General features: G+C 60.6%; 17 protein-coding genes and 1 pseudogene. 9 read left to right on the top strand and 9 right to left on the bottom strand.

Annotated features, from left to right (window positions below):
• Positions 1–110: 110 nt before the first annotated feature.
• The 7 genes and pseudogenes from PQR40_RS37455 to PQR40_RS37485 all read right to left on the bottom strand — a co-directional run bounded on the left by PQR40_RS37455 (position 111) and on the right by PQR40_RS37485 (position 6793).
• Positions 111–920: a c-type cytochrome gene (locus tag PQR40_RS37455; RefSeq protein ID WP_408511163.1), complete on the bottom strand. Its 810-nt coding sequence runs from the start codon at positions 918–920 to the stop codon at positions 111–113.
• A pseudogene (locus PQR40_RS37460) lies at positions 917–2542 on the bottom strand (b(o/a)3-type cytochrome-c oxidase subunit 1). The gene PQR40_RS37455 and the pseudogene PQR40_RS37460 overlap by 4 nt, the downstream one beginning before the upstream one ends.
• Positions 2529–3101, bottom strand: a complete 573-nt coding sequence (locus tag PQR40_RS37465) for a cupredoxin domain-containing protein (RefSeq protein WP_408239684.1) — start codon at positions 3099–3101, stop codon at positions 2529–2531. The pseudogene PQR40_RS37460 and the gene PQR40_RS37465 overlap by 14 nt, the downstream one beginning before the upstream one ends.
• Before the next feature lie 2 nt (positions 3102–3103).
• Entirely contained in the window at positions 3104–3280 is a 177-nt protein-coding gene (locus PQR40_RS37470) for a hypothetical protein (RefSeq protein WP_408239687.1), read from the bottom strand.
• A 30-nt stretch (positions 3281–3310) separates the two neighbouring features.
• Positions 3311–4711 carry a c-type cytochrome gene (locus tag PQR40_RS37475; protein WP_408388214.1) on the bottom strand — a complete coding sequence of 467 codons (1401 nt, stop codon included), beginning with the start codon at positions 4709–4711 and terminating at the stop codon, positions 3311–3313.
• The gene (locus PQR40_RS37480) at positions 4708–5424 is read right to left on the bottom strand and encodes a c-type cytochrome (RefSeq protein ID WP_408239693.1); all 717 of its coding nucleotides are present in this window, start codon (positions 5422–5424) and stop codon (positions 4708–4710) included. The genes PQR40_RS37475 and PQR40_RS37480 overlap by 4 nt, the downstream gene beginning before the upstream one ends.
• 481 nt (positions 5425–5905) lie before the next feature.
• Complete coding sequence (locus tag PQR40_RS37485) at positions 5906–6793, bottom strand: LysR family transcriptional regulator (protein WP_408239695.1); 888 nt, start codon at positions 6791–6793, stop codon at positions 5906–5908.
• A 98-nt stretch (positions 6794–6891) separates the two neighbouring features.
• Between PQR40_RS37485 and PQR40_RS37490 the strand changes: the two genes are divergently transcribed.
• The 6 genes from PQR40_RS37490 to PQR40_RS37515 all read left to right on the top strand — a co-directional run bounded on the left by PQR40_RS37490 (position 6892) and on the right by PQR40_RS37515 (position 16291).
• Positions 6892–8202 (top strand): MFS transporter, encoded by a 1311-nt coding sequence (locus tag PQR40_RS37490; RefSeq protein ID WP_408511164.1) that lies wholly within the window; start codon positions 6892–6894, stop codon positions 8200–8202.
• Positions 8203–8564: 362 nt separating this feature from the next.
• Positions 8565–9218, top strand: a complete 654-nt coding sequence (locus PQR40_RS37495) for a response regulator (RefSeq protein WP_408340698.1) — start codon at positions 8565–8567, stop codon at positions 9216–9218.
• Between the two features lie 151 nt (positions 9219–9369).
• Complete coding sequence (locus PQR40_RS37500; protein WP_408239704.1) at positions 9370–10062, top strand: response regulator; 693 nt, start codon at positions 9370–9372, stop codon at positions 10060–10062.
• Between the two features lie 110 nt (positions 10063–10172).
• On the top strand, positions 10173–10817 hold the full coding sequence (locus PQR40_RS37505; RefSeq protein ID WP_408388220.1) for a response regulator: 645 nt from the start codon (positions 10173–10175) through the stop codon (positions 10815–10817).
• Positions 10818–11060: 243 nt separating this feature from the next.
• Positions 11061–11807 carry an aquaporin Z gene (gene aqpZ, locus PQR40_RS37510; RefSeq protein WP_408388222.1) on the top strand — a complete coding sequence of 249 codons (747 nt, stop codon included), beginning with the start codon at positions 11061–11063 and terminating at the stop codon, positions 11805–11807.
• 32 nt (positions 11808–11839) lie between these two features.
• The gene (locus PQR40_RS37515; protein WP_408511165.1) at positions 11840–16291 is read left to right on the top strand and encodes an ATP-binding protein; all 4452 of its coding nucleotides are present in this window, start codon (positions 11840–11842) and stop codon (positions 16289–16291) included.
• Between the two features lie 218 nt (positions 16292–16509).
• Here the strand turns inward: PQR40_RS37515 and PQR40_RS37520 are convergent, their stop codons facing one another.
• Positions 16510–17445 (bottom strand): LysR family transcriptional regulator, encoded by a 936-nt coding sequence (locus tag PQR40_RS37520; RefSeq protein ID WP_408511166.1) that lies wholly within the window; start codon positions 17443–17445, stop codon positions 16510–16512.
• 504 nt (positions 17446–17949) lie between these two features.
• Here PQR40_RS37520 and PQR40_RS37525 point away from each other — a divergent pair.
• The 3 genes from PQR40_RS37525 to PQR40_RS37535 all read left to right on the top strand — a co-directional run bounded on the left by PQR40_RS37525 (position 17950) and on the right by PQR40_RS37535 (position 20782).
• Positions 17950–19077, top strand: coding sequence for a porin (locus PQR40_RS37525; RefSeq protein ID WP_408511167.1), 1128 nt, complete (start codon positions 17950–17952; stop codon positions 19075–19077).
• Positions 19078–19262: 185 nt separating this feature from the next.
• Positions 19263–19697, top strand: coding sequence for a CHRD domain-containing protein (locus tag PQR40_RS37530; RefSeq protein ID WP_408239722.1), 435 nt, complete (start codon positions 19263–19265; stop codon positions 19695–19697).
• Between the two features lie 119 nt (positions 19698–19816).
• Positions 19817–20782, top strand: a complete 966-nt coding sequence (locus PQR40_RS37535) for an alpha/beta hydrolase (RefSeq protein WP_408511168.1) — start codon at positions 19817–19819, stop codon at positions 20780–20782.
• Here the strand turns inward: PQR40_RS37535 and PQR40_RS37540 are convergent.
• The gene (locus tag PQR40_RS37540; RefSeq protein WP_408340709.1) at positions 20752–21594 is read right to left on the bottom strand and encodes an EcsC family protein; all 843 of its coding nucleotides are present in this window, start codon (positions 21592–21594) and stop codon (positions 20752–20754) included. The two genes, PQR40_RS37535 and PQR40_RS37540, sit on opposite strands and share 31 nt — an antisense overlap.
• Positions 21595–21719: the final 125 nt, after the last annotated feature.

Raw genomic sequence — 21719 nt, forward strand, 5'->3', positions numbered from 1 at the left:
GAACGCTAATAGACCACTAACAATTCAAGGAAAGGCCAAAGCAACCAGATCAAGAAAAGCCCAACGCCGTAGGCAAACAAACCAAAAACGCCAAGCGGGAAAACAATCCCCTACTGCTGCGCAGCGTAATACTTAGCCACGCTATCAATCTCCACCGAAGTCATCTGCCGGGCCACATTCCGCATCTGCTCATTAATATCGTTATGCCGGGCACCAGAAGCAAATGCCCGCATCTGCGCAGCGAGATAAATAGAAGACTGCCCACCAAGCCAGGGCGCAGCCCCTTTGCGATCCAGTTGCCCATGACAGGCAGCACAAGGCGCAATATTCCGCTGCGGATCACCCTGCATCGCAAGCCTCACAGCATTCGCATCCGGTCCCACGCCAGTCGGCATAACCTCAGCCGCTGGCGCACGAGGCAGCGAAGCATAATAAGCCGCCAGATCATGCAAATCCTGGTCGCTGCGAGCAGCAATGATGGGCTGCATCACCGCGTTCTGCCGCACACCGTTCTGATAGTCACGCAACTCCTTGTAGACCACGTCGGCATACTGCCCGGCCAAAGCAGGTGCCGTCACTTGCACCGTGCCCATCACGCCATGACACATCGAGCAATTCTGCGTCGCGATCGTCGCGCCGCGGCCGATCGAATTCGCGTCGTCTCGTACTCGCCGCAAAGGCGGCAACACCACCACCTCGCTCGGCGCTGGACCGGCAATATTGGCGCCGCCATACCAACTCGACGGCGCGCCCGCAGCGCTGCAAATCGTCGCCCATAAACCACGCTCGCTGAATCCGCTATTGGCCGATGGCAACCAGATAAAGCCGATCAGTATCGACACGACGGCAATCGCAATTGTGCCGCCCAGGCTCACTGTGAACCACGGGTTGCGCAAGCTGAAGACGCGTTCCTGACTCATCGCTGCGCTCCGACGACAACTGCCGGCACCGACGTCTGCGGCAATCTGAGCAACTGAACGATCGGCACACTGTAGTTGACAACCGTCAGCCCGATCATCAACGCCACCCACAAGCCGAAACTGTTGAGCGCGGCAGGCACGTGCTCCACCGGTTGCACCGCGCTCGCGAAGCGGAAAGTCTGTTGCTGTACCAGCGGCCCGAATTGCGACTTCGCGAGGATGTAAATGAACAGCACGCCGGACACCACCAGGATCAATCCACCCACCGCCGACATGCCCACCCAGAACGCCTGTGATTCCATCCCCGGCATGGTGTAGTCGTAATACGCCATACGGCGCGGCGCACCGAGCAAGCCGACGTAGTGCCACGGCAGCGTCGTCACCATCATGCCGATGAACCACAGCCACAGTTGCGCGCGCACCAGCTTTATCGACACAATCGCGCGGCCGGTCAGTTGTGGCCACAGTTCATACGCGATCGCGAAGTACATGATCACGATCGCACCACCGAAAATCAGATGGAAGTGACCGGTCACCCACTGCGTGTTGTGCACCGTCGAGTTCAACTGGTAGCTCATGTTGATCAGGCCGCCCGCACCGCCGAGACCCAGCATCACGAACGAAAACGCAATCACCAGCATCATCGGGTTTTGCCACGGCAAGGCGGTCAGCCAGCCGAATGCATCCTTGCCGCCGCGCAGCCTGCCAGCGATTTCCACCGATGCGCAGATGGTGAACACCGTCAGTAAGGTCGGCACCGACACCATGCCGGTGAACACCGCATGCAGGAACTTGAAGCCCGAGCCGACTTGCGGATCGGCGAACAGGTGGTGAATGCCGATCGGCATGGCAAACACGAGGAACAGAATGAACGACACACGCGCCATCGAATCGCTATAAAGCCGTCCGCCGATCGCGCGCGGCATCAGCGTGTAGTACGCGATGTAAGCCGGAATCAGCTAGAAGTAGACGATCGCATGCAGCGTCCACGAGAACAGGATGCGTGAAAGACCGGCATCGATCGTGTTGGTTAGACCGAGGGCAACGGGCAATATCTGGAACAGGATTTCGAGCGCCGCGCCGATCGCGGTCCACGCCCACAGATACGCGCCCGCCATGTTGGCGAACATCGCGAGCGGTATGGGTCTGCCGGGATTGGCGCGCCGCCAGACGCGCAGATTAACGTGCATCAGCGCGACCCAGATCCACGAGCCGACCACCACCAGCACCACACCGAGGTAATAGAACGGACTGCCGATCATCGGTGGATAAAAGGTGTAGAGCACCGAGGCCTTGCCGAGCGCGACCGGGACCATTGCCATTACCGCGCCGACCGCCAGCATGACGAATGCGGCCCATGCCCATTTGAGACCGACGAGCCGTTGCGCGAGCGCGAGTTCGACGATCGCGTAACCGAAACCCATCGACACCAGGGTGGGCAGCACGTAAGCCATCACCGAGCCATGCGCGGTCACCGATCGATAGTAGAGCTCAGGGTCGCCGACCCACGGTACCAGTGGGCTGCGTACCAGCATCTGCCACGCGCCGAGCAGCAGCGCGATCAGAAACGCGATGAAGGCCAGCCAGAAATGCGCGAGAACGAGTCGCTTAGCGTGAAACACAGCTGAGCCTCCGTGATTGTCGGGCTTGCTCGAAGAACGTGGCTTTATCGATGACCTTGACGTGCGCCCACATGGTCTGGTGGCCGAAGCCGCAGAACTCGTGACACGGCATGGTGTGATCGCCGGCTTGGTCGAAGCGCGTGTTCAGTGTGGAGACATAGCCGGGCACGACCATCGTGTTGATGTTGGTGTCGGTCACGAGCAGGCCGTGCACGACATCGGCACTGGTTGTGCGGATCGTGATCGGCGTGTCGGCAGGCACCAGCAGACATTGCGGCGTGAACGAATACTGCTGCGCAATGAAACGCACGACCACCGAGCCATCTGGCTCGACGGCGCTGCCGAGGTTGTCTTCGACGAATTCGCCGGACAGTTGCAGACGCGAAGGATCAATCGTCTCGACCCGCGACGGCGGCATCATCGCCCAGTGCAGCCCCGAGAACACGATGACGGCGAGCATCAGCACGATCAGCGCCGTGGCGAAGATCGCCCAGCGGCGCTCGGCACGTAAGGCGACTTCGTGGCCGCTGCCCGGTTGGTGATTGGAATCAGTCGACATAGTCAATGGATGACGCCGCGCGGCAGAAAGACAAGGAAGTAGAAGCCGAACCAGATCGCCATGACGATCAGCGTGGCGACACCGGCCACGGCGATCGCGCCATGCGGACCGGCCGCGACGACGCGTTCCACTTCTTCATCCGTTGGTGGAGTCGCGCTGTGGGTATCATTCGCTTCCATCTGGAGATTCTCCGGTGCAGCGGTTCAGGTTCAGTGCAGCGGCGCCTTGCGCAATTCGTTGACCTCGCGGGCCGTTACTGGTTTGCCGTGGTTGCCCCACGCAGTGCGGATATACGTGACGACGGCGGCGGCATCGGTGTCGTTCAATTCCTGACCGAAGGGTGGCATGCCGTACGGCTCGGGATTGCGCATGGTGCCGGGCGGGAAGCCGCCATTGAGCACGATGCGGATCGGGTTGACCGCGGAGTCCATTTCGATCGACTGGTTACGTGCGAGCGGCGGGTAATGTTGCAATTGGCCTTCGCCCTTGGCGCCGTGGCACAGCGCACATTTGTCGGCGTAGATTTTTTCGCCGAGCGCGAACACGTTTGTATTGGTCGGTGCGGACGGTCCCGATTTGCGGCCGCGGTTATCCGGCAGCGTCTTGAGATAGACGGCCATCGCCTTGACGTCGTCGTCCGTCATGTACTGAAGGCTGTGATAGGTGACTTCGGCCATCGGCCCGTACACGGCGCCGCGATCGGAAATGCCCGCTTGTAGCAGGTCGACGATGTCCTTGATGCTCCAGTCGCCGAGGCCACCGTCCTTATCGGAAGTCAACGACGGCGCGTACCAGTTTTGCACCGGAATCAGACCGCCGGCGAACTGCTCGCTTTGTGACGAGCCACCGAGCATGTTGATCTTGGTGTGGCACATCGTGCAGTGCCCGAGCCCATCGACCAGATACGCGCCGCGATTCCATTCAACCGATTTGGTCGGATCCGGCTGGAACTCGCCTTCACGGAAATACAGTGTGCGCCAGCCGTACAGCAGCTTGCGCTGGTTGAACGGGAAGCGCAGCGTGTGCTTGTGGTTGGGCTCGCGTACCGGTGCTACTGACTTCAGATAAGCGAAGATCGCGTTCGAATCTTCACGTGTGACCTTGGTGTATTGGGCGATCGGCATCGCGGGGTAGAGCATGGTGCCGTCCGGCGTGCGGCCGGTGCGCATCATCTTGAAGAACGCTTCCTCGCTCCATGTGCCGATGCCGTATTGCGCGTCCGGCGTGATGTTCGGCGAATACAGTGTGCCGAACGGCGTATCCATTGCGAGGCCGCCGGCAAACAGCTTGCCGCGCGGCGCGGTATGGCAGGCGACGCAGTCGCCGGCACGCGCCAGATATTCGCCGCGTTTGACGATGTCGGGGCGGGTGTCGGCTTTATCGCCAGTTGCCGTTGCGGTCGTTGCTGGCGTCGTTGTCGTTGCCGCAGGCACGGCTTCAGCAGCACCTGCTTCAGCGATCAACAACGCTTGTGGTGAGCTGGAATGCGCGGCGCTGCCGGCGACGATCAGGCCGGCCATCAGCAAGCCGGATGCGAGCGACACCGCGGCGCAACGGCGCTTCGCCACGGCATACAAAACAGGGCGGATCGAGCGAAGGGTCGGCTTCATTGCGGTTGACTCCCGCATGCGAGAGGCAGCTGCCTGACGGACGCCGGCGCCGGCCGCGGATCGGCAGGGCGCGGCTGGCGCGCGAGCCAGCTCGATACCGCGGTAATGTCCTTGTCGGTTAGCTTGACGGCGATCGAATGCATGCAGTCCGGTGCGAGCGCGTGACGTGTGCCTGAACGCCACGTGCCCATCTGTCCGGCGATGTAGCTCGCATGCAGGCCGAGCAGGCCCGGAATGCCAGGTTGCGTACCTGTCATGCGAGCACCATGACATGCGATGCACGCCGGGATCTTGCGTGCCGGGTCACCTTGCGTGACGAGCCGTTGTCCGGCTGCGAGCACTGCGGGTGAGATTTCGGTGTGGTCGGCATTGGGGTAGGGCGGCTGCAGGTCGGCGAAGTACTGGCTGATCTTGCGCAGATAGTCGTCGGGCAGAAAGGCGAGCAGATAGCCCATCGGCGGATAGGTGCGGCCGCCGTCACGAAACGCGGTCAACTGATTGAACAGGTAGTCGGCCGGTTTGCCGGCGATACGCGGGAAGTAGTCGTTGTTCAGGCCTTGACCTTGCACGCCGTGGCACGATGTGCAGGCGCGCACGCGCTCGTCCATGGCCGAGGGCATCGCGCCTGACGCATCAGTGGCTGCGAATGCCATGCCACGCCAGACCACGTAAAACGCCAACAGGATCGAAAATCCGATAGTTCTACGATGCACGCCAGGCCTCGTCGGGGGAACGGTTATCTTCGCGTTTTATTTCTCATGCATTCGCTTATGAATTCGATGAGCGATGCATGAAAAGCCTGCTAATTCTTCTTTTATAACGACTGCATGGGCAGCAAATAGAAACAGACTTATTAAGGATGTGCAGTGTATCTATCGATACAGCGATGCAATTGCCTCATAAAACAACGATCTGCCTGAATGCGCCGATGGGTGGCGGCTTTCGGGCTGCTGTTATAACGCTTGATGCGTTGGGTAGATGTATCGCAGGTTGCAGGAATTCATCGGATGCGTCAATAAAAATTGATCGACCAATTGGCGGCGCACTTGATCAGCATAGATGTCGATTAGAGCGTCTTCAATATTTATTCTGTATCTGGTTTTAATGCGGGTTGCATCGCCGAATGCGAATGATGCACTGCGCTGCATTTCTGTCGGGATGTATGCGTCGCAGCGCGTGCATCGACGTAGCGCGTCAATTGAAGAGATGCATCAACGCCGTACGTGCATTACTCACGCGTTCGCTCTCGCCGATTCGCCCCGGGAGCAGATGAAACTCGACGGCGGGCAGTGCGGGCAACCCGACGCTCGGTGGACAGGCCACCACGCCCCCGCCAATCGACGATTCGTTCAGGCAGGAAATGCCCAGCCCGGCCCTCAACGCCAGTTGCAGTCCGGCCACCCCGGAGGCCGAATGCGACACCAGATAAGGCACCTTGTGTTCGTCGAGGAGCTTCACGACGAAACGCTGCAACTGGCAACTCGACGGCAGCAGTACCAGAGGATAAGGCGTGGCTGGCCGCGGACTGGCATCTGCCGCGCAGACCCACAGCAGTTTCTCGCGCCGCACCACCGTGCTTTGCGCGCCGGCGCGCCGGCTGGTGGTGCGCGTGTTCCTGGTCACGAGTCGCAACGAGAGACCGATGTCGTACGACGCATCGTCGCCGGCGCTGCTGTCGATCACGGCGCTCGGCAACACGGTGACGTGCAGCTTCAGGCGCGGGTGCTGTTCCGAGAACATCTTGAGAATGCGGGCGATGTCGAGCGGACGGTAATAGTCCGTGATGGCAATGCGCAATTCGCCGTCGAGCGAGCGGCCTTGCAGGTCCTCGAACGCCGCCTCGCTCATTGCGATGATGCGCCGCGCGTGATCGAGCAGGCGGCTGCCGGCCGGCGTGGCGGCCACACCCTGCTTGCTGCGCACGAAGAGCGGCTGGCCCGCGCGCTCCTCGAGCTTTTTCAACTGCTCGCTCACCGACGACTGCGACAGGAACACGCGCTCCGCGCCGGCTGAGACGCTGCCTGATTCGGCGACGGCGAGGAAGGTGCGCAGCTGCGTCAGGTCAAATCCGCGTTGACTCATGATTCGGTAAATCCGATGGATATCATCTAAATTTCCGGCTTTTCCGATGGTTAGCCCAGCCGTAGGATACCTCCAATTCATTCATTGCAGAGGCTGTCATGAGAAACGAATCGGTTGCTGCCGTGCGGGTACCGGGTGCGCGGGCGTCAAGCCATCGGTGGAAGGTGCTGGGAGTCGGTTTTGCGGCGAATGCGAGTTTTTCGGCCGCTTTCTCGGGGATTCCGACCACGGCCGTTTTTCTGCGCTCGGGTTATCACCTCGGCAACAACGGGTTGGGACTGGTGCTTGGCATGCTCGGTTTGGGCATTGCGGTGAGTGAGTTGCCATGGGGACTTCTGACCGACCGTTGGGGCGACCGTCGCGTGCTGCTGCTCGGACTTCTTTCGACTGCCGCGGCGCTAGCCGGGCTGGCATTGTTCGTGGTGCCGTCCGGCGCGCATGTGCCGGGCGTGGCGACGCTCGCGCTCGGCTTGTTGCTGGTCGGCCTGCTCGGTGGCAGCGTCAACGGCTCGAGTGGCCGTGCGGTGATGGCCTGGTTTCGCGAAGGTGAGCGTGGCCTCGCGATGAGCATTCGGCAGACCGCGGTGCCCGCCGGCGGTGGGCTGGGGGCGCTGATCTTGCCGGTGCTCGCCTCAAGATTCGGCTTTGCCAGCGCGTACACCGTGCTGGCCCTTGCGTGCGCGACTACGGCGGTGTTCGCGTGGTGCTGGCTGCATGAACCTTCGCATACCGAAGGGAATGGCGAAGGTACAGTTCGCAGCGCTGCGGCTGCCATGCCGGCGAAGGTTTCGCCGTTGCGCGATATCGGCATATGGCGTGTGGCCCTCGGCGCGGGCGCATTGTGCGTGCCCCAGCTTGCTGTCGTGACGTTCGGGACCGTCTTCCTCCATGATTTCAGCCACGCGGGTGTACTCACAATCAGTGTGACGATGGCAGCGGTGCAAACGGGTGCTGCGATTGCGCGGGTCTGGAGCGGCGCGTGGACCGACCGGCATGGCAATCGACGCGCTTACATGCGGGCCTGCAGTGTGCTGACCGCGGTGCTGTTCGTATTGCTCGCCCTGGTGACTGGCCTGGCCGGCACGCACCATGCGGCGATGACGGCTGTGTTCGCGCTGATGATCGTGCTGGGCGGCATCAGCGCGTCCGCATGGCACGGTGTTGCCTTCACGGAACTCGCGACGCTCGCAGGGACGAGCCGCGCAGGTACCGCGCTGGCGATCGGCAACACCTGCGTCTTTCTCTCGCTGTTCCTGACGCCGCTCGCTATTCCGCCGTTGTTGTCGGTGGGTTCGTGGCCGATGGTGTGGGCGGTGGCCAGTGTGTGCGCATTGATCGCACTACCGGTGTTTCCGCGGACGGTGCGCGCTAGCAAGCGGGTGGCGGTGCGCACTTGCGATGCCACGTGATGAATTGATGGTGACCGACGGCGCGATGCCACCGGTCCCATTCGTTGTTTTTCATGCGACGAGAGCGGCGGAGCGCGCTCTCGTCGTTTCATTGCTTCCCAGTCAGAAATAAACATTGAGAGACGAATTTTCGCGTATTCAATTCGCATAACTATGTATTGATACTTTGATAGTTAAACGATGGGCTATCAAATTATCGGCGGGTTTCGGAACGCTCCGATTTTCGCCTGGTTGTAGTGGTGGTTTTATGCTGCCCTTGGCGCGTGGCCTCTCGCCAGGAGGTCGTCAAAGCAAGTGCGAAGCGAGTGGGATTTCCCTTGCGTGTTCGCCGAATTCACCTACAACAACCGAGAGAAATCATAGTGAATCTTCGCGTCATTCTGGCTGACGATCATCCTTTCGTTCTGCTTGGCGTTCGAGCCGCACTGGAAATGCATGCCGGCATCGCCATTGTTGGCGAAGCGGCGACGCCTACTTCATTGATCAAACTGTTACAGAGCACACCATGCGACGTGCTCGTCACCGATCTGACGATGCCGGAGGAATCCGACACGGTTGAAGACGGGCTGGATCTTGTCAGGCGAATCCGATCTGGCTGGCCATTGTTGCGTATCGTCGTGATGACCGCTCTGACAAACACCGCGATTCTGCGGGTCATGGTGTCAGACGGCGTAGTCAGCCTGCTCAGCAAAATTGAAACAATGGATGAACTCTGGCAAGCGGTCGAGGCGGGTGGTAAGGGAGAGGTGTACGTCGGCCGTTCCATCATCGAAGCGCTTACCCATTCCCAGGACGAAGCATGCGATCTGTCGCCGGGTTCATGTTTGTCCCGCAGGCAGGCGGAAGTGATAGCAATGTCCGTGCGTGGCCATTCGATCTCCGAGATCGCGGTAGCGCTCGGATGTCATCGCCGAACCGTCAGCCGTCAAAAACGCGAGGCAATGGCTAAACTCGGCGTCACCAACGATCCTGGTCTCTTCGCTTATATCCGTGCACATGGAGTTTATGAAAGTTAAATCGCATCGCTAATCAATTGTCCGGACACGTTCATTGAGTCATTTCAGAGCGATCTTATTTTTATTTTCCGAAATATGTCCAATTATCGCGGGACGGCCAGTTGCTCCGAAGAGAGCGACAGGGAATCTAGGTGCGGGGGAGAAGTAGACGATGAACGACAACGCAGACTCAAGCACACCTGTTCGAACCATCATCGCGGACGATCATCCACTGGTTCTGTTGGCGATCGAAAATCTGATGGTGAGCTATCCGAATATGCAGATCGTCGGCCGCGCTGCCGACGCCACAGAACTTTTCAAGGAAGTCGATCGTGTTCCGTGCGACCTCGTTCTCATGGATCTCTACATGCCAGGAGGCTTCTGCGGCGATGGACTGGAAGCCGTCAGGCAGTTCAAGGTGCGCTATCCCGATGTTGCACTTGTCGTACTCACTATGGAAACCGAAGCTGCCGAGCTGAGAAAGGTCATCGCGCTCGGGGTCGACGGGCTGATTAGCAAACGGGACCGGATCGATCTGATTCACGTGGCCGTTGTCACGGCGCTGGCTCGCGAGTGCTATCTCGGACCGGCGGTGAGATCGCTGATTGCCGACGCAACGGCGGCGCAGCGGCTCGATTTTGTCCGGCAGATGTTGTCGCGCCGCGAACTGGAGGTGTTCACGCAATACGCTTCCGGGCTTGGTGTAACGGAGATCGCCGCACGCCTCGAGCGCAGCGTCAAGACAATTAGCGCTCAGAAATGTACCGCGATGCGCAAGCTCGCCCTGCACAGCGACGCGGAGCTGTTCCGCTTCGCCGTCGAGCACGGCGTGATCTCTGAGGATTGCCTGCACAACCGGCGTTGAGCCGACAAGACGTCACGCCGGTACGGTGGCGTGGCGAACAGAAGATGTACTTGGCACTCCCGGGGATGCATGTCGTGTGCAGGGAGTGCCAGTCGATAAGACAACAAAAAATGACACAAAAAATCCGCGTCATCGTGGCCGACGATCACGATTGCGTTCGTGTTGGTGTGATGCGCCTGCTACAAACGGCGCCCCGCATCGAGATAGTCGGTGAAGCGCGCGATACCCAAACGCTGGCCGAATTGCTCGACAGCCACGCATGCGATGTTGTCGTGTCGGATATCGGCATGCCGGGCATTGACGGTGCCAGCAACGTCGTGTCTTTCCTGCGCCGGCTGTTCCGGGCGCGGCCGCACCCCTGCGTCGTCGTGCTGACGATGATCTGCCATGCGCACATGCTTTCTGGGTTGTTGCACCTCGGCGTGACCGGAATCGTCGACAAGCGCGATACCGCCGCGGCGTTGATCGAAGCGATCGAGGCAGCAGTTAGCGGCCGTGTTTATCTATCGGATCAGGCACGCGTCGCAATAGATGCATCCGACGCGCCGCCGCAACCGCGCGCGGGCGTGCTGAGCGCGCGCGAATGGGAGGTCTTCCAGCTCTATGTGCAAGGTCTGGCAGTCCACGAAATCGCGGCGCGCCTGCAGCGCAGCGGCAAGACCATCAGTACACAGAAGCGTAGTGCGATGCGCAAGCTCGGTCTCGAGACAGAAAACGACCTCATTGACTATGCGAGACAAATCGGGTTGGCCTGACAGTCGTGTGAGGGAACGGACTCTTGACCTTCAATGATTCTTAAGACTTTAGGAGTCTTCTGATTGGTTGAGCGACGTTGCGGTTTCATAGTGCTGGATTAGCTGGGGTTCGACTTCCAATGCCAGCCTGGTGAAAGCAGTCATTTCATTAGCGGGGTGGTGACGAGCCTGGAAAATTCAGGCAGATGTTTAACAGCTGGGGTGCTGCGCCATCTGCCATTCACACAAAAACTGGGGGGCGCAATGATAGCGTTAGGCAAGCGGTTATTGGTCGAGGGGGTCGGTACTGCCTGGGTGGTGTTCATCGGCTGCGGCAGCATTGTATTGAACACCGGCGGGGTCCAGCAAGGCTACGGCGTGCTCGAGGTATCACTCGCGTTCGGCCTCGCGCTCGTTACGGCGAGCTACGCTCTCGGCGCCATCTCCGGCGCACACTTCAACCCTGCTGTCACAATCGGCTTCACGGTCGCGCAACGTTTCCCGGTTCGGGATCTGCTGCCTTACATTGCCGCTCAGATGCTCGGGGCCATTGCGGCGGCCGCGATGCTCGCTTACGTGGCGAGCGGTCGCCCCGGTTTTGAACTGACCGCGAGCGAATTCGCCGCGAACGGTTTCGGCGACCATTCTCCGGCCGATTATCAACTTCATTCTGCGCTGGTCGTCGAGCTTGCATTGTCGTTCGCTTTCGTCATGGCGAGTCTGATGGTGGCCTGCAGGCGAAGGTTGAGGCCGATCGCACCGATGGTTGCCGGCGCGTGTCTGATGATCGTGTACATGGTATCGATTCCGGTTACCAACGGCTCGATCAATCCCGCTCGCTCTACCGGTCAGGCGTTGTTCGTCGGCGACTGGGCACTCGACCAGCTCTGGCTGTTCTGGGCGGCGCCGTTGCTGGGCGGCGTCGCCGCCGGTACGCTGTTTTCATTTCTCCGGGGCAAGTGTGGCCGGCAAACTGCGTCGCTCTCTCACAAGCAGGGCAAAGCGGCGTGAGCGCCTCCTGGTGTCAATTCATGGTGCCCGCTATGAAACGCCAACGCGGTATCGCCGTAAGGCGGACGCGACGCGTATTGCAGTGCGTGCTTGTAGTGTTCGCATTCGTGATCACGCAGATACAGCCGGCGGCAGCTCAACCGTTAGCCGGTGCATCGCATCCGTCAGTCGAGGACGGCTTTCCCGCCACATTAACCGTCGGCGTTCTGGCTAATGGATGGATGCCTTTCGACGGGCTTCAGGACGGTCAGCTAACCGGTTTGAGCGCAGATTATCTGCGCGCGCTCGTTGGACCGAACGTCGTGATCGAGCCCCAGGCATTTCCTGACATGCCGCAACTACTGGCCGCGGCCTGCGCTGGCAACGTCGATCTGGTGATGAGCGTTGCACGCACTCCCGAGCGGGAACGCTGCTTCAGCTTCACCGCGCCGTATTTTCGGGCGTCTGCATCTGTAGCGGTCCGTCGCGACGGCGACGTGTACGCGAGCGCGACTCAGCTTGCCGGCGCACGCCTCGCGATAGAGAAAGGGTTTGCGCTGGAACGCTCCTTGCGTGAGCGCTTCCCACGCGCCCAGCTCGAAACCTTTGCAAGTACACACGCCGCGCTGCAGGCAGTCGCGCAAGGCGACGCCGACGCCTATCTCGGCTTTACGCCTGCCGTTCAATACGCACTGGGCACCGAGGAATTCCGCGGACTGCGAGTCGCTTTCGAGGAGCGCGGCAGAACTGCCGACTTGCGCTTTGCCATGGCGCGCAACCGGGTGGCGCTGCGTGACCAGCTCGATCGCGCGCTCGCTTCAATGAATCCAGCAGACGACGCGGCGATCCGCGTGCGCTGGCTATCCGGCAGCTTCGACGCGCAAGCTGCGTCCGCTGCGCGGCGCCTCGTGCTGACAGCGGAAGAGCAAGCATGGCTTCGTTCGCTGCCTCCCTTGCAGGTGGGTTTCGACAACGGTTGGCCGCCTTTCAGTTATGTCGACGAGTCTGGCCATCCTGCGGGCATTGCCGCCGAATATCTGGATTACTTGAGTCGAGCGCTGGGCGTCGTGTTCAACCGCGCCCACACGGCCGACTGGCCCGCAACGATCGACGCTTTCCAGCACGGCGATCTGGCGATTCTGGCCACCTCCTCGAGCAACGATCCACGTCTGAAGAACGCGTTGCATACGCGTGCATACGAAAGCTATCCGCTCGTGATCGTCGGACGTGAAAACGAACCCGCGGCGCGCGCGCTCAACGATTTCGCCTCGCGGCGCATCGTGGTCTCGTCGCATATCGCTGGCTCGATTTCGCAGGCGATCGACACAATTCCGGCGGCCAACATCGCTGTCGCGCCGAGTCTGGATGACGCTCTCAAGATGGTCGAGAACGGCCAGGCAGACGTGCTGGTCGGCAATGTCGCCGCCGTCGATATCCTGCTCAAGCAACGCTACGCCGGTGTGCTCAAGATTCTCGGCACGGTCGGCGGGACCGACGCACTTGGCTTCGCGGTACGCCCTGATCTGAGGCCGCTCACGGGCTTGATCGACCGTGCGTTGCTGGCTATGCCGCCGGCAGAGAAGCAGCGCATCCGGCAAAAGTGGGTGACCGGTAGCACGGGAGAGCGAGGAACATGGAGCGTTACCGCGGTGCGCCTTCTGCCGTTGCTGATCGGCATCGGTCTCGTATTGCTGGTCACGTTGCGCGCATATCTGCTGCTGCAGCGTGAAGTCCGGCGGCGCAAACAGACCGAACGCGAACTGGCTTTGCAACTGAATTTTCAGGAAACCATGATGGAGATGGTGCCCTATCCGCTCGTCGCTAAAGATCTGGATGGGCGCTATATCGCGATCAACCGGGCGTACGAAGAAGCGTGCGGTTTGCGCCGCGACGCAGTGATCGGACGCAAGGCCGTGGACGTTCGGACATGGGGCGAAGTCAATGGCCAAGTCCTGGATGAACTTACACGTGAGATGTTGATAGGCGGTGAGCCGGCACAGGCAGAACTCCAGTTTGAACGCAACGCAGGCGACTTGCGTCATGGGCTGTTCTGGACCCGCATCGTTCACAGTGCTGACGGTAAGCCGAGTTGTGTGCTCGGAACAATGGTCGATATTACGGATATCCGGCGCGCTGAAATGCTCGCGCGCGAAACCGAGCGGCGTCTGTTCGACGTCACGCGTTCATTGCCGGCCGTGGTGTTTCAATTGCGCCGCACTGCAGACGGTGCGTATTCGTTTCCGTATATCGGCGGCGACACACGACATCTGCTGGGTGGTGACCACACCTCGTTGATGAGCAACGGAACGATCGACTTCGGACGCGTGTGCGAAGAGGACCGACCTCTCGTGTTGGCCGAGCTGGAGCGATCGGCGCGTTGCGAAACAGCAGTGAATATGGAATTTCGCTTTGAAGTCGAGCGTGAACTCAGGTGGGTGCGCGCGGAGGTGGTGCCACGCCGTGAGAAGAATGGCAGCGTTGTGTGGAGCGGTTATTGGGTGGACGCAAGTGCTGAGCATGCGCGGTCCGCGGAACTTGCGCGAGCGCGCGACGTGGCCGAAGCCGCCTCGCGCGCAAAAGATGACTTTGTCGCAATGATGAGTCACGAAATCCGTACGCCGATGAACGGCGTGCTGGGCCTCGTCGAAGTGATGGAACGCACGCCGCTCAATGCGGATCAGGGGGAAATGATGAGCATGATCCACGAGTCGGCGGGCGCGCTGCTGCAGATTCTGGACGATCTCCTCGATTATTCGAAGATTGAAGCAGGGCGGCTGACTATCGAAGCCGAACCCATCGACATGCGCGAGTTGGTCGACAACGCAGTCGGTTTGCTCGCGGGCCGCGCCCATGAAAAAGGCCTGAAGGTACGCGTGGAGATCGCGCTCGAAGTTGCGGCTACGCTACGTGGTGACAGCGTGCGATTGCGGCAGATTCTGTTCAATCTGCTTGGCAACGCTATCAAATTCACGCCGGAAGGCGAGGTCGACGTGCGGGTTGCGGTCGTCGACCAGACTGGCGGCGCCCAGACGCTCGAGATGACCGTCAAGGACACCGGCATCGGCATCGCGCTGGACGCGCAGGCGCGACTGTTCGAGCCGTTCGTGCAGGCGGAATCGTCTACTACCCGCCGCTTTGGCGGCACCGGTCTGGGCCTGACAATCTGCCGCAAGCTGATCGACTTGATGGGCGGCGCGCTCGAATTGCATAGCGAACCTGGGGTCGGTACGCGCATGACTGTGCGTCTCACCATGCCGATAGAATCGCAGCGCTACTCCATGAGCGGCTTGCGCGGCAAGCGCGGCATCGTGGCGACGGGTGACACACGGGTCGCGCAGGCGCTGATGCATTTCGGCCAGGCTCTCGGACTCGAGTTGCGCCGCCTGTCGCCTGATGCGGCCGAACTTGGCGAACCGGCCGTTTTGGCGGGCGTGGATATGATCTTCGTGAGTGAAGATGTGGTACTGCCTGCAAGCGTCGGGTCCAGCGCGCGGATCATCAGTCTGACCGAGAAGCCAAAGCCGACCGGCTACCGCATCCTCGACAACAATGTGCGTGTCAGTATCAATCCGATCTCGTGGCGCGGCCTCGGCGCGGCGTGCGCCGCGGCGATGACGGGGCTGCCTTCGGTGGCGCCGCGTTCCGCAGGCATGCAGCGCATGGCTGAAGGCACCAACGTGCCACCGGACCGTGAACGGGCAATTGCTAGCGGACGGCTGATCCTGGTTGCGGAAGATCATCCGGTCAATCAGGAATTGATCCGTCATCAACTGGCCTTGCTTGGTTTTGCCTGCGACGTGACGAACGACGGCGTCGAAGCACTGGCCGCGCTCGAACAAACCAGCTATGGATGTCTGATCACGGACTGCCATATGCCGAACTTATCCGGCTATGAGTTGGCACGGCGCATCCGGGAGCAGGAAGTGAACGGCGCGCAGCATCTGCCGATCCTGGGCATTACTGCAAACACCGCGCCAGAAGACCTGAAGCTATGCCGTGAGGCGGGCATGGATGACTGTCTCGTCAAGCCGACGCGGCTCGCTACGCTGCGCGACTACCTGAGTCGTTGGTTCGGCACTGACAGCGCATGGCAAGCCGCACCCGCTGAAACTGTCAGTGTGCCGTCGGCTTCCGGGCCGGATGCCTACAGCGGCCCCGACCCATTCGTCCCGGTCGATCTGAGTCACATGACGCAGTTGTGGGGGAGCGAATCGACCGTTAAGGCATTGCTCGATTCGTTTGTATCTTCGGTGCGCGAAGACGTGCAGGCGTTGTCGCCACTACTTGAACACGTCGAGGTCGGGCGTCTGCGTGAGTGGCATCATCGCGTGGCAGGAGCGGCGAGCGTGTTGCAGTATCCGCCTCTGCTCAACGCGTTGGAAGACTATCGCCGGGACATCACCCTCAAGACGCCGGAGCGTTTGCGTAGTGATGGGCTAGCGTTGGCGCGCAAGTGCAATGCGATGCTGGATGGAATCGAGGAGCAGGCTGCATTGCTTGCATGACGCTGCTTCGTACAGCAGCGAGGCCGGACAGTAGCGCCTTGCTTGGGCGATCGCATTGGCGCCCTCGAAAGTGAATTCAAGGGACGAATCGAGAGGGCGAAAAAAAACGCGGCCGAAGCCGCGTTAAAGATTTGGAGACATCCCTCGATGAAGGAGTCACTTCTCGCAGGACAAAGCATAACCGACCCCGCGCCAAAGATTCATTGCGAAATGCGCAATTAACTGTTTGAAAATTTCGATGAAAGCGCCGACAGCGCGTTGTTTCGGAAGTAGTCGACAGTGAATTCTACAAACGATCGTGTTTTGGCTGGCACGTGTCGACGCCCGGGGTACACCAGTGACACTTCCTTGTCCGCGCCTTTGATTCGATAGGTCGGCAGCACCTGCACGAGCGCGCCGTTCATCAGGTCTGCAGCAACGTGATTCTCCGGGAGAACGGTAATGCCCATGTCGGCGAGCGCTGCCTGACGCAGCATAACGGCATTATTGACCGCATAAGTAGAATTAAGGCTCACGGTTTGCTCGTGTCCGCTTGCGGCGACGAAGGTCCAGGCGGAGTTGTGAATATCGGCGGACGGGGCAAGGAAGGTGTGGGCGCTGAGTTCCGCAGGTGCCGCCGGCGCTCCATTTGCGTCGATATAGCCCGGCGATGCCACGGCGACCGGCCGCACTCGGTACAGCGGGCGTTTGATCAACGTGCCGGTGCTGACCTGTCCACGCGCGACGATGCCGACATCGAAACCTTCTTCGATGAGATCCACCGGCCGATGAAGCAGCGTGACGGATAGCTTCACCTTTGGATGATGTGTTCGATACTGTTGCAACAGCGGTGTCAGTCCAAATAATGAAAACGATGCGGCGGCGACGAGTTTCAGCGTACCGGACGGATCGGTTGCACTTCGCGCCACGCCCGACTCCATCACCTCAATCTGTTCGAGAACCCGCCGGCAACCCTCGGCGTATGCCTGCCCTGCTTCGGTCAGCGAAAGGCTGCGGGTGGTTCGGTTGACGAGTCGCGTATCCAGGTGCGTTTCGAGTAGGGCGACATAGCGTGTCACCACTGCATTGGAGAGATCCAGACTCGCAGCCGCACGCCCGAAAGAACCGGTTTCGGCGACTTTCAGAAAGACGCGCATGGCCTGCAACTGGTTCATCGTAATAGTGGACTCGAGCGGGGAACGCCGGGGCGTATAGAGCTACCTGTGTTCGGTTGAGCGCGGGGTGAAGCCGCACCGAATGCGGTGGGGCCCTTGACGCGAAAACGCTAACGCCGCACGCAAGACGTGAGCATGGTAATCGCCGCGAAAAATGCCGGGGACAAGAACCGGCCGAATAGGTATTAAGAGATTTCCGAATGCGTGATGTGGCGAAGCTGCAACATTTTAATTAGATAAGTATCGCTAAATATAAAAAGAGATAAATGGACTGCCTTTCGGCTCAAGGCTTGCCGATACTCCTACGTCTATTTTTCGAATAATTCAAAAGATCTTTTGTGCGGATGCATGTGGTGTCCCAGAAAGTTGGGCACCTAAACTCCGCTCTGCAGATCAAGCCGGTGTGCGGAGAACGCTCTGGATGCAGCCCGTCCCCAGCCTGCAATCGCGCTGTACAAATAAATCGAGTCGAAGGCTCAGTAACTACACGTTATTTGGAACAACATGAAAAAGATTCTCATTCTCGCGGCGATCTCCGCGACGTTCGCTAGTGCCGCCAATGCGCAAAGTAGTGTGACGCTGTATGGCGTCGTCGATGCCGGTTTCACGTATGTGAACAATGAAGTGTCGGCTAGCGATGCGTCGAAGCACGCTGCCGCATATGGCCTGACGAGTGGCAATCTGTCTGGCAGCCGTTGGGGCTTGCGTGGCCGCGAAGATCTCGGCGGTGGTTACGCGGCAATCTTCACGTTGGAGAACGGCTTTAGCGTGGCCAATGGCGCCGCTGCACAGGGTGGACGCAGCTTCGGCCGCCAGGCGTTCGCGGGTATCTCGAGCGACTACGGCACGGTCACGCTGGGTCGTCAGTACGACTCCGTGGTCGACTATCTCGGTCCGCTGACGGCAACCGGCAGCTGGGGTGGCACGTACTTCGCCCATCGAGGTGATAACGACAACGCCAATGCGTCTATGCGCATCAACAACTCGGTGAAATACCAGAGTGTGAATTACGGCGGTTTCTCGTTCAGCGGCCTGTACGGCTTCTCGAATCAGGCAGGCGCCTTCGCGAACGATCGCGCCTACAGCGCAGGCATGGGCTATTCGAACGGTGGCCTGAATCTGGCGGCCGGCTACTTGCAGGCTCAGGGTGTTGGCGGCAATGCGAACGGTGCGATCCAGGACGGCGCGCCGTATATCGGCGTGCCGGGTGAACGTCAACGGCAACGCACGTGGGGTGCCGGCGGCAGCTATGCATTTGGCCCGGCAACAGTCGGCCTGGTCTACACGCAAAGCCGTTTCGACTTCGTGTACAACACCGCCTCGGTGCGTTACAACAACTACGAAGTCAACGCGCGCTATAACCTGACGCCGGCGCTCGCATTCGGCGCAGCCTACACGTATACGCAAGCGTTGCAGCACACGCCTGGCACGTCGAACGGATCGAGCCACTGGAACCAGTTCGGTCTGCAGGCTGATTACGCGCTGTCCAAGCGCACTGATCTGTACGCCGAAGGCGTCGCGCATATCGGCGCGGACGGCAACGCGGTCGGCGCGCAAGTGTTCGGTACCGACGCACCGTCGTCGAGCAAGAACCAGGTGGTCGTGACGACGGGTATCCGCCACCGCTTCTAACGCGTTACTGTGGGCAGGAAAAAGCACCGCTTGCGGTGCTTTTTTCGTTGGTGCGCACGCGATTGAGGCGGCCGTGTCATATGGCCTCTGACGCAAACAGGCTCGACGGATTTGCACTAGTATGTGGTTGCTTCGCACGTGGCCGAAATTTCGGTGCGGCGGTGCATCAAAGTCCGGAGAAGACCATGATTGCGCTTCGAAAACTGAATTTTGCCGTGGTGGTGTGGGCGTTGGCGTCGGGTGTCGCCTTTGCCGATACGGTCGCGTTGAAGGCTGATCTTGAACCGTCGAGTGAAGTGCCGCCACGCGTGAGCCACGGGCACGGCATGTTGAACGCCACGTTCGATACGTCGACCAAGTCCCTCCAATGGACTGTCACCTATGAAGGGCTGAGCGGCCCGGCAACTGCGGCGCACTTCCACGGTCCCGCGCCGGTCGGCCAGAATGCCAAAGTCCAGGTGCCGATCGGAAAGGACGCGCTCGCGAGCCCGATCAAAGGATCGGCGGCACTCACTGAACAGCAGGTGACGGACTTGATGGCGGGGCAGTGGTACTTCAACGTCCATACCGCGCAGAACCCGATGGGTGAGATTCGCGGGCAGGTTTTGCCGGCCAACTAAGCAGGAGAAAAGCCCCGCTCGGAGGCTTGAGCGCTTTTTCAGGATTAGAAGTTCTCGTCCATCGAAGCGGCGGCGAACGCCGGTACCATGACGGGACACTATCGAAGGAGCGTGTCCTGATGAGCTGGCAAAGTGCACTCGCGTGCTGGTATCTGCGTAGGCAGTTTCGGCCGCAAACCTTAAAACCAGGCATCAATGTTGAGAAAGCGCGTGCGCTGACGGCCAAACGTGCGTGGTCGCCCCGTGTGCCTGGTGGCTGGCAGTTGCGCGAAATGGTTGGACCGGACGATCAGCCGCTACACGGAGAGTGGATAGAGCGGGTCGACAGCACGCAGGCCGTCGACGCCAGCCCGACTGTTCTCTATTGCCACGGCGGCGGCTACTACTTCTGTTCGCCGCGTACCCATCGCTCGCTGGTGTACGGTCTGGCGACGCGCGCCAATGCACCGATTTTTTCACTCGACTACCGTCTCGCACCCGAGCATCGCTTTCCGGCCGCGCTCGACGATGCGACTGCCGCCTACCGCCGTTTGGTCGCGGACGGCACGCCGCCCGAGTCGATCGTAATTGCGGGTGATTCAGCGGGCGGCGGCCTTGCACTGGCCACGTTGGTTGCTCTGCGCGACGCCGGCGATCCCTTGCCGGCGGGCTGTCTGCTGTTCTCGCCATGGACCGATCTGGCCGCTGCTGGCGCGACCATCCGCACCAACGACGGCTTCGATCCGATGTTCAGCGGCCCCGCCATCGCGCTTGCAGCCAAGGTCTACCTCGGTGACACGTCGGCCACGCATCCCTACGCTTCGCCGGTTTATGCCGACCTGCGCGGCTTGCCGCCGCTCTTCATCATGGCGGGCAGTACGGAGGTATTGCTCGATGACTCGCAGCGCGTCGCGGACAAGGCGCGCGCAGCGGGCGTCGACTGCGAACTCGAAGTGTGGAAGAAGATGCCGCACGTCTGGCCGCTGTTCTCTCCGTTCATTCCCGAAGCGAACCGCGCGCTCGACCGCGCTGCCGCTTTCGTGCGGCGTGTGACGAGCGGGGCAGCGAGAGACGTTCAGCCGTCCAGCGTCATATCTATCGCCTGATAGGCCGCCTCGACTGTTTCCTGGCCGTATTGCCGCTCCAGGCGTCGCACGGTGAAGTGGCCGTGCGCGACTTGCTGGAAGTGGTCGATGAACACCGTATTGACCATCGCGCCGAGCACCGCGCCGATCGCCGGGATCGACTTGGCGGCGATCTGCTCGCTCACCTGCACCGAAAAGCGCGCGGCAATTGTGTTGAGCAGGCGCAACAATGCCGCGGAGCCGTGCGCGGTGAAGCCCTTCGTCGCGATTTCGGATGAAGCCTTCGACACCGCCTGCGCCAGCGCGCCGCGCATGATGAAGTAGCCGAAGTCGGCGTCGTCGTCGGCTTTCGAGGTGCCGCCCATGCCGAGCACCGTCAGGCATTGCAGTTGCGTGTCGATCGACGTCAGATCCTCGCCCTCGCTGCGTGCAATGTCGCAGATCGAGCGAAACATCAGCGTGGTCGTGACCGGCAACTCGACGGGCAGCGCGAATAGACCGAATGCGCCGCCGGCCGCGCCGGTGGTGGCCACGGCAAACTTGTGCAGCAGGTTGCTCGGTTTGTCGGGCACCACCAGGGGCGTGGCGCCAGCCTGCCGCCCCAGCGTGCGCAGCGCGATCGACAGGCACTTGCGCAACGCCAGTTCCGTCGCATCCGTGACCTTTTCGTTAGCAAAAGCAGGCATGCGCGAGAGCAGCTTTTCGAGCGGCGAGCCGACGATGCTGGCCAGTTTCATCGCCAGCGCGGGGCTCTCCAGTTCGTGTTTCGCGCGTCTGAGCGCGCTCAGGTCTTCGTCGGATAGCGATTGTGCTGCGAGCGAACTCGGCTCCATGTGCCTCCCTGGCGTCATGTGTTGTCCATTCTTCAGTCGATTGCCGGCGCGGTGAACCGCACTGGCGGGCTCCAGCTTAGAGCATCGCCTCGTGGTATGATTCACTATTGTTTGACGAGTCAACT

This window comes from Paraburkholderia sediminicola (assembly GCF_046026855.1).
GTDB lineage: Bacteria > Pseudomonadota > Gammaproteobacteria > Burkholderiales > Burkholderiaceae > Paraburkholderia > Paraburkholderia sediminicola_A.

Coding starts and splice junctions, on each gene's coding strand:
- PQR40_RS37455 (WP_408511163.1), bottom strand. CDS start 920: ATGAGTCAGGAACGCGTCTTCAGCTTGCGCAACCCGTGGTTCACAGTG.
- PQR40_RS37465 (WP_408239684.1), bottom strand. CDS start 3,101: ATGTCGACTGATTCCAATCACCAACCGGGCAGCGGCCACGAAGTCGCC.
- PQR40_RS37470 (WP_408239687.1), bottom strand. CDS start 3,280: ATGGAAGCGAATGATACCCACAGCGCGACTCCACCAACGGATGAAGAA.
- PQR40_RS37475 (WP_408388214.1), bottom strand. CDS start 4,711: ATGAAGCCGACCCTTCGCTCGATCCGCCCTGTTTTGTATGCCGTGGCG.
- PQR40_RS37485 (WP_408239695.1), bottom strand. CDS start 6,793: ATGAGTCAACGCGGATTTGACCTGACGCAGCTGCGCACCTTCCTCGCC.
- PQR40_RS37490 (WP_408511164.1), top strand. CDS start 6,892: ATGAGAAACGAATCGGTTGCTGCCGTGCGGGTACCGGGTGCGCGGGCG.
- PQR40_RS37500 (WP_408239704.1), top strand. CDS start 9,370: ATGAACGACAACGCAGACTCAAGCACACCTGTTCGAACCATCATCGCG.
- PQR40_RS37505 (WP_408388220.1), top strand. CDS start 10,173: ATGACACAAAAAATCCGCGTCATCGTGGCCGACGATCACGATTGCGTT.
- aqpZ (WP_408388222.1), top strand. CDS start 11,061: ATGATAGCGTTAGGCAAGCGGTTATTGGTCGAGGGGGTCGGTACTGCC.
- PQR40_RS37515 (WP_408511165.1), top strand. CDS start 11,840: ATGAAACGCCAACGCGGTATCGCCGTAAGGCGGACGCGACGCGTATTG.
- PQR40_RS37520 (WP_408511166.1), bottom strand. CDS start 17,445: ATGAACCAGTTGCAGGCCATGCGCGTCTTTCTGAAAGTCGCCGAAACC.
- PQR40_RS37525 (WP_408511167.1), top strand. CDS start 17,950: ATGAAAAAGATTCTCATTCTCGCGGCGATCTCCGCGACGTTCGCTAGT.
- PQR40_RS37530 (WP_408239722.1), top strand. CDS start 19,263: ATGATTGCGCTTCGAAAACTGAATTTTGCCGTGGTGGTGTGGGCGTTG.
- PQR40_RS37535 (WP_408511168.1), top strand. CDS start 19,817: ATGAGCTGGCAAAGTGCACTCGCGTGCTGGTATCTGCGTAGGCAGTTT.
- PQR40_RS37540 (WP_408340709.1), bottom strand. CDS start 21,594: ATGGAGCCGAGTTCGCTCGCAGCACAATCGCTATCCGACGAAGACCTG.